Source organism: Nitrococcus sp. (assembly GCF_059432795.1).
The window spans coordinates 1-7,225 of sequence record NZ_JBXWZQ010000144.1 but is presented as its reverse complement, the minus strand read 5'-3'; the positions used below and the strand labels follow the sequence as shown (position 1 = coordinate 7,225).

Annotated in this window: 8 protein-coding genes; all 8 read left to right on the top strand. The window is 57.3% G+C overall.

The window, feature by feature from the left end; translation table 11 throughout:
• Positions 1–863 precede the first annotated feature (863 nt).
• On the top strand, positions 864–2,099 hold the full coding sequence (locus AC52Q4_RS10625) for a tyrosine-type recombinase/integrase (protein WP_495536772.1): 1,236 nt from the start codon (positions 864–866) through the stop codon (positions 2,097–2,099).
• Positions 2,092–2,607 carry a hypothetical protein gene (locus AC52Q4_RS10620; protein ID WP_495536771.1) on the top strand — a complete coding sequence of 172 codons (516 nt, stop codon included), beginning with the start codon at positions 2,092–2,094 and terminating at the stop codon, positions 2,605–2,607. Before AC52Q4_RS10625 ends, AC52Q4_RS10620 begins: the two co-directional genes overlap by 8 nt.
• A 144-nt stretch (positions 2,608–2,751) precedes the next feature.
• Entirely contained in the window at positions 2,752–2,958 is a 207-nt protein-coding gene (locus AC52Q4_RS10615; RefSeq protein ID WP_495536770.1) for a helix-turn-helix domain-containing protein, read from the top strand.
• A 287-nt stretch (positions 2,959–3,245) separates the two neighbouring features.
• Positions 3,246–3,473, top strand: a complete 228-nt coding sequence (locus AC52Q4_RS10610; protein WP_495536769.1) for a hypothetical protein — start codon at positions 3,246–3,248, stop codon at positions 3,471–3,473.
• Positions 3,463–5,142: an AICE element replication initiation protein gene (locus AC52Q4_RS10605; protein WP_495536768.1), complete on the top strand. Its 1,680-nt coding sequence runs from the start codon at positions 3,463–3,465 to the stop codon at positions 5,140–5,142. The genes AC52Q4_RS10610 and AC52Q4_RS10605 overlap by 11 nt, the downstream gene beginning before the upstream one ends.
• Positions 5,139–6,185 carry a hypothetical protein gene (locus AC52Q4_RS10600; protein ID WP_495536767.1) on the top strand — a complete coding sequence of 349 codons (1,047 nt, stop codon included), beginning with the start codon at positions 5,139–5,141 and terminating at the stop codon, positions 6,183–6,185. Before AC52Q4_RS10605 ends, AC52Q4_RS10600 begins: the two co-directional genes overlap by 4 nt.
• A gap of 8 nt (positions 6,186–6,193) precedes the next feature.
• Positions 6,194–6,661 (top strand): DUF6011 domain-containing protein, encoded by a 468-nt coding sequence (locus AC52Q4_RS10595; protein ID WP_495536766.1) that lies wholly within the window; start codon positions 6,194–6,196, stop codon positions 6,659–6,661.
• Positions 6,662–6,892: 231 nt separating this feature from the next.
• A partial coding sequence (locus tag AC52Q4_RS10590) for a hypothetical protein (RefSeq protein WP_495536765.1) occupies positions 6,893–7,225 on the top strand: 333 nt, incomplete at its 3' end.

Below are 7,225 nucleotides of genomic sequence, written 5' to 3'. Positions count from 1 at the left end.
TATCGATGAATATGTTGCCCATCACAACAACCACCCCAAGCCGTTCATCTGGACCAAGAGCGCACGCGACATCCTGCAGAAGGTCATTCGCGCCAATAGTCGCTTAAGTTCCAAACAGAACGAAACGCTACACTAGAAAAAGAGATCCGCGGGCCTACGCCTACAGGGGACGGCGGATCAGTTGCCGGCTGTTGACGGGGGGCGAACTCGCCGGCAAACCGGTGCATTGGCGGGATGCGCGAGAGGTATTGTCGCGCGTTCGATGTGCTCAGCGCAAAGCGGGAGGAGCCGGGCCACGAATCCTTGGTTGGTGTCGAGCGCTCGTCGCTGAATGGCTCGCACAGCCGTCACCGTAGATCAGTAGTATCGACGGTAAGCCGCGGGAGTTGCCGGCATGGGTGCTGGGGGCGCGCCGCATGAAACCATGAAGCGGGTGGGGCGGGTCCGGCGGGTCCTTGCGCACGGGTCCAAAACCTTCCGCGATGAGCCGCGTAGGAGTCCGATAGTGAGGCTAATGGCATCGGTCGTCGTTTGAAAGACGAAGTGCAAGGCCATCGGTAACGGGCGCGCGCTCTGCAAAGGGGAACCCGCTCTCATAAGCCGCGTTCATGGCCGACCAGCCACCCTGCGATCAAGGCGGCTCAAATTCCATGGTGCCGGGAGCGAGACTCGAACTCGCACCCCCTCGCGGGGACCGGATTTTGAGTCCGTGAGAGATAGGTTAGATGGAGGTTTATGTAAGCAGACAGAGGTAGACACTACAAACAGATAGACCCATAATAAATCCGATGCGTTTAGATGGAATGTGACGCAAGTTGCTTACATAGTGCTTACACGGTACGCACCGGATTGAGGGTCCGACGATGAAGTTAACCAAGAAGGCAGTCGAAAATGCCCCCGTCCCAGACCGGGGGTTCAGCATGGTCTGGGATGGCAAGTTGAACGGCTTCGGTCTGCGGGTCATGGCAAGCGGCACCCGCTCTTATATCGTGCAGAGCCGAGTCAACGGCAAGAGTCACCGGCTCACCATCGGCCGCCACGGCGTGTTAACCGTCGAGCAGGCGCGAAAGAAGGCGCAGACGCTGCTCGGCGAAATGGCGGATGGCGTAGACCACCAGAAAGAGAAAAAGCGCTCTGTGGCGCTCTCAGTGACTCTCTCGGAGGTTGTGGAGAGCTATCTGCGGGACCGGCGCAAACTCAAGGAGCGTAGCAAGGCCGATATTCGCTATCACCTCGAAAAATCCTTCAAGGCATGGGCCGACCAGCCCGTCATATCAATTACCCGCGATAAGGTCGCCAAGCGTTTCCGCGAGCTGAGCGACCGCAGTCACGCACAAGCGAACCAAGCATTTCGGGTGCTGCGTGGGTTGCTCAATTATGCGCGTGCTCGCTACCGCACCCCGGACGATGTGCCGATCCTTCCGGAAAATCCCGTTGATGTCCTATCCGAAGGCCGGATGTGGAATGCCACCAAGCCGCGCAACAGCTATGTACCGCTGGAGAAGGCCGGCCAGTGGTGGGCTGCCGTGCAGGATCTCCGGGCCGATGAGTCGCTGACGCCCGCGAGCCAAGCGGCGGCCGATCTGGTGGCGGTCCTGACGCTGACGGGCCTTCGCCTGGGCGAGGCACGCGCCATGACCTGGGATCAGGTGAACCTCGATGAGGGGAGCCTGCGCCTGACCGATACCAAGAATCGCCATGACGTCCGCCTGCCGCTGCCTACAACCGCTGTCGAGATCCTGAAGGCGAGGCCGAACCGCGGACCGTGGTTATTCCAATCGCGAGCAGGGCGCGGCCACTTGAAGGATCCGCGCGCCACGCTGGACAAGCTGGCGCAAGCGACCGGCGTCAATGTCACCGCGCATGATCTGCGCCGAACCTTCCGCGCGGTAGCCGGCCGAGTCGGCATTGAGCTCTGGCGCACGAAGGCGCTTATGCATCATCGCCAGACCGGAGATGTAACGCTTCAGCATTACACCGATCTGGAGGATGTGCGGTATCTGCACCCGGAGGCCGAACGCGTCGCGCAATGGCTCGACGAGCAGGCACGGATTGCACGGGCGGGGAACGTGGCCGCCCTGGAGGTGGCGCATGGATGAGCAGTTCGCGCGCCATCACGGCGAACTGAGTGATTGGTTGGACCAGCTAGAGCCGCACCTGGACGGCGAGCGGCAAGATGCGCGATCCGATAAAGGACAAGCCGGAACAGCCAGGAATGTGCTCGTTATGGCTAGCTTTATGGCTGAAGCTGGGGATATGACGGGGGCCTGGAAATTAATATCGCTGGCGGAGCGGACATGTAGGAGCGTGCTCGCTCGATACGTAGAGCCGTATGCAATGCGTGGAGCCCTCCAGGAAGCTAATCTTAGGGGCGGCCAAGAGGAAGGAACAAAGTCAAATCAGGAAATAGCTGAATCAAATAACGAAGCAATAAAGGATCTCTATAGAAAAAAACGTTTTGAGCCATCATGGCAGGATCGATCAATCAGTTGGAAGGCGAAAAACATCCGGCGAGAGATGCAGAAACAGCCAGAGAATTATCTTCGGCAAGTTGGGTGTGAAGCCATCGGGAAGCTTATCAAGAAAGTTGATGAGGGCGACAAATAAACTTTTCTGAAAAGCCTGGCGAGGCATTTCCAGTTCTTTGAAATCCCTGGCCTGACTTTTCTATAATATTCAGTTGCTTACGTTGCGCAACCGCTAGACGGACTTATATCCTTGTCGCATCAATTAGACGCGATGAGGAAATAAATGTCCCGCCGAATGTTAGATACGAAATCCGCCGCTGAATATCTCGGTAATTTATCCCCTAACACTCTTAATCGATGGCGATGGTCCGGCGACGGTCCTGTCTTTGTAAAGCTCGGGAACGCCGTCCGCTATAGAATCGAAGATCTCGATGAATTTGTTGAGCGCGGGGTGCGTGAAAACACCTCCTCAAATGGGGAGGTGGCTTAATGCTAGAGACGCAAAAACGCCCGGGCGGCAACCCGGGCGCGGGGATCATACAAAAGCAGAGCGAGCTAAATTGTAAAGCAACACCGTCCTCCTCGCCAGCCGAGACGCTACTACCTCTACTCGCCAAAGTTCGACGAACAGGCCCTGGCCGTTGGATCGCATGCTGCGCTGGTCATTATGATCGGCATCCTTCCCTTCTCATTCGCGAAACCGCAGACGGAACCCTTCTGCTGCATTGCTACACGGGTTGTACCGCGCTCGACGTTATTAGCGCCTGCGGCCTGGATTTGAAGGACCTCTTCCCGCGCCGATTCGAGCATAGACCGCTGCGTCGTGGCGAGCGTTGGGTACCCGCCGATGTGCTGCGAGCCTTGGCGAAGGAATCCCTCATCGTCGTTATTGCGGCGGAAGCTCTAGCACGCGGCGATAAGCTCGGCCGCGCGGATATTGATCGGGTCGCACGTGCTGGCGCGCGCTTCCAGGCGGCGGCGCAGGAGGTGTCCCATGGACGGTGAGGCCTGGCTTGATGCGCTATCCGAAAATCGAATCGAGATTACTGATGAGGGAAAGCCGCGAGCACAGGCCGCAATCCTCACTGATATCGGCGCAGCACACGAGCTCTTCCATGACGGAGATGACGCTTATGCCAAGGTCGGCGGCGGTGCCTATGCGATCACTGGAGGCGAGTACCGGGAGATCCTTAGCCGCGAGTACTACAAGCTCAGCGGCAAAGGCGCTAACCGCAACGCGCTAGCGGACGCTACTACGACGCTGGCCGCGATGGCCAAGTTCGACGGATTTCAATCGGCTGTGCATCTGCGTGTCGGCGAGGACGACGACGGCATCGTCATTGATAGTGGTGATTCGGATTGGAGCGGTTACCACGTAACGCCGGATGGGTGGAAATCGGTAGATCATCTGCCGATTCATTTCCGGCGGTCTGGCAAGTTGTTGCCGTTACCGAGACCGACTTCGCCGGACTTCTCCCGCCTCTGGCATCACATCAATGTATCGCATGATCACCGATCATTGGTTGCCGCCTGGCTGCTGGCCGCACTGCGGCCGCGTGGACCTTATCCGCTACTGGCGTTGATCGCTGAGCAAGGCAGCGGGAAAAGTCACACCAGCCGGACCCTAAAAGCGCTCGTCGATCCGCAGGCGTCCCCATTGCGATCACCACCGCGAGATGAGCGCGATCTGCTCGTGGCCGCTGTATCGAGCCGGGTGCTGGCTCTCGACAATCTCAGCGGACTCGATCACCGGCTATCGGACGCGCTTTGCCGGCTTGCCACCGGCGGCGCACTATCCGGTCGACGGTTGTACTCCGATGCAGACGAGGTGCTGATCGAAGTGCAGCGGCCGATGACCCTCAATGGCATTGATGATCTAGCCACCCGGCCTGACCTTGCTGAGCGCTGCATTCACGTCACCCTGCCGCCGATCACAAGGCGGCGGACCGAGGCGGAGATGCAGCGCGCCTTCCGGGAGGACGCTGGCGCGATCTTCGCCGCTTTGCTGGACGGTTTGGCGCTGGCGCTGCGCCGTGTGGACCTTGTGGAAGTTGGCCGCCTACCTCGCATGGCCGACTTCGCAAAATGGGCGGCGGCGGGTATGCCCGCGCTTGGATTCAGTGTTGATGAGTTTATAGAGGCTTACCGTCAGAACCAGGCCGAGGCCGTCGAAACCGGGCTCGACTCCTCATCTGTGGGGCAGGCGGTCCGCCTATTCATGGACGAGCGGAACACATGGACTGGCACCGCCACCGATCTGCTGCACCGGCTTGCCGATCTCAGCGGCGACCACGTCTATGCAAAAGCATGGCCACGCTCGCCGAAGGGTTTAGTTAACGTGCTGCGGCGGCTGGCACCCGCGCTGCGTCACATCGGCATCACCTGGACTCAGGACCGCACGGCGACGGCTCGGGTACTTAGGCTGTGCAAGCAGGCCGGACAAGTGTCACAAGCGTCACAAGTGTCACGGCCGAATGACGCAATGACACTTATGACGGATGACCAGCCACCTTGCACGGCTCTCGCCGATGCCGTGGCAGGACTTCCGATCACTGTGGAGCAGTTCAAGCGCTGGCTTGATCCCGATGATCTGCAATCAATTACCGCAGGGGAGATTGCGCTAGAAACAGTTCGGGATTATGCGGCGATTGCGGCGCGGGAGGTGGTGAAATGATCACGCTCCCGCAATCAGGACGAGGCCGTCGCTCAGCCGATCAGCAAGCTAGTTATGACCGGCAGCTCAAAACCTTCTGCGCTCAGATCCAGGAAATTAACTCAAGATTGGATTTTGATGTATCGGCCCGAGGGTGGTGCTACATCTTAGAGGAATACGGCCTTGCGAAAGGCGACTTCGATAAAGCGCAACGCCTTATAGCGGACGCCCGGAAGCGCGGATTCCTGCCGCTGGATATCACGGCCGAGGACTCCAATCGCGAGACGCTCAATGCACTCGATGGGCTCTTCTATGATCGAGAGTCACCCGAGGAATACCTCCAAGCTTGTGCGCAGGGACTGCTGGATAGAATTCGCGATCTCGGCGACGACTATCAGCCATTTCCCTTTTGGAATGGACAAGACTATTACGTCGAGGTGGTTGTCGAGAAAATTGACCTCAAGAGTCTATTTAAGCGTGTATGTCGGGATAGCTACGTACCGCTGACCAATTCTCGCGGCTGGGCCGATATCCATAGTAGAGCCAACATGATGCGGCGATTTGACCGACACGAGCGCGGTGGCCGCCAGTGTGTCTTGCTCTATTGTGGCGATCACGATCCAGGCGGACTTCATATATCTGAGCAGCTGCGAGATAACATGGCGGAGCTGTCCGAGGCCGTAGGGTGGAAACCAGACAATCTCATCAATGATCGATTCGGCCTTAATTACGAATTCATCATCGAGAACAATTTGTCTTGGGTGGAGAACTTGGAGACCTCCAGCGGCAAGCGTCTGGATGATCCCCGTCATAAGGACCACAGCAAGCCGTATGTGCAGGAATACTTAAGAGAGTACGGCGCAAGGAAGGTTGAGGCGAACGCGCTAGTCACTCGGCCTGATGCTGGCAGAGAGTTATGCCGGCAGGCTATCGAGAAATACATCCCTGCTGACAGCGTTAGTGATTATCACAAGGCGGTCTGGGCGGCTCAACGAAAGTTAAAGGAGCTTGTTCCAGAAATCATTAAGCAGGTCGCTCTGGATGTACTCGAAGATACGGAGTAGGTGTCGCAATGCATATCGATCATGATTTGAATCAGGATGAACTGGATTTTCTGGCGAGCCGTTTTAAGAGGGAGACTAAGCGCTGGTATTGGGTGCGCAGGCCTGGCTCTAAGGAGCGAATCAGAAACCCCTGCTTGCAAATAAAAGATCGTCGAATCGTCTTTGTGTCCGCTGATGGCGATCACTCTAGCGCAGAGGTTGTGCGTTCCGTTTACGAGGCCGTTGTTGCTCGCCACGAACGGCGGAAGGAATCAGCCAAGAAAGCAGCAGTGACAAGAGCCAAACGGATGGATCGAAAGGTTTATGCTGCGGCACGGGCGCTGAAGGAGAACCGATTGCGGCCAGGAATTAACTGCATTGTCTGCGGTCGCGGGCTTGGCGATGAGGAATCGATATCACGCGGTATCGGGTCCGATTGTTGGCAGAGCGTGCTTAATGTCCTGTATTCGATGAACGGTAATGAGGATCGTGCTTGATGCTTACTCGTATATGTCAAATCTATAAAAAATACAGCCAGTTACATGCGTTGGCACGCTTCATTCACTGGCACGGTGCATGCCTTGCTCAGCTTTCGAGTAACAGCTGCTATTGTGCGGTTTTCGCTCTGAAACGGATTTATAATCCGCCGAGTACACGCATTAACCATATGGTAAAACAGCCAATTATGTTAACATTAATTTTAATGTAAGCACTATGTAAGCGCTGTGATGCCGCGTCCACGAAAGAAGCTACCGACAACCGGCCTTGAGATCGGGCGCACCCTAGCCTCCCGTGGGGTCAAGCAGACCGATATAGCCAAGGCGCTCGGCATGGACTTCGCCACATGGCGGCGCATCCGGGAGGAGAGCCCGGAGGCCAGGCGAGCCTACGAGGAGGCGCAGCAGATCGAGCATGACCAGTTGGTTGCTCGCGGCTGGGAGATTGCCATGGACCCAGAGAACCACAAGAGCGCGGCAATGGTGATGTTTCTATTAGTTGCCTCTCAACTTGACGCAGCCCGAGTTGGAATTGGCACATGGGTGACGGCAGTCTCGAGCAAG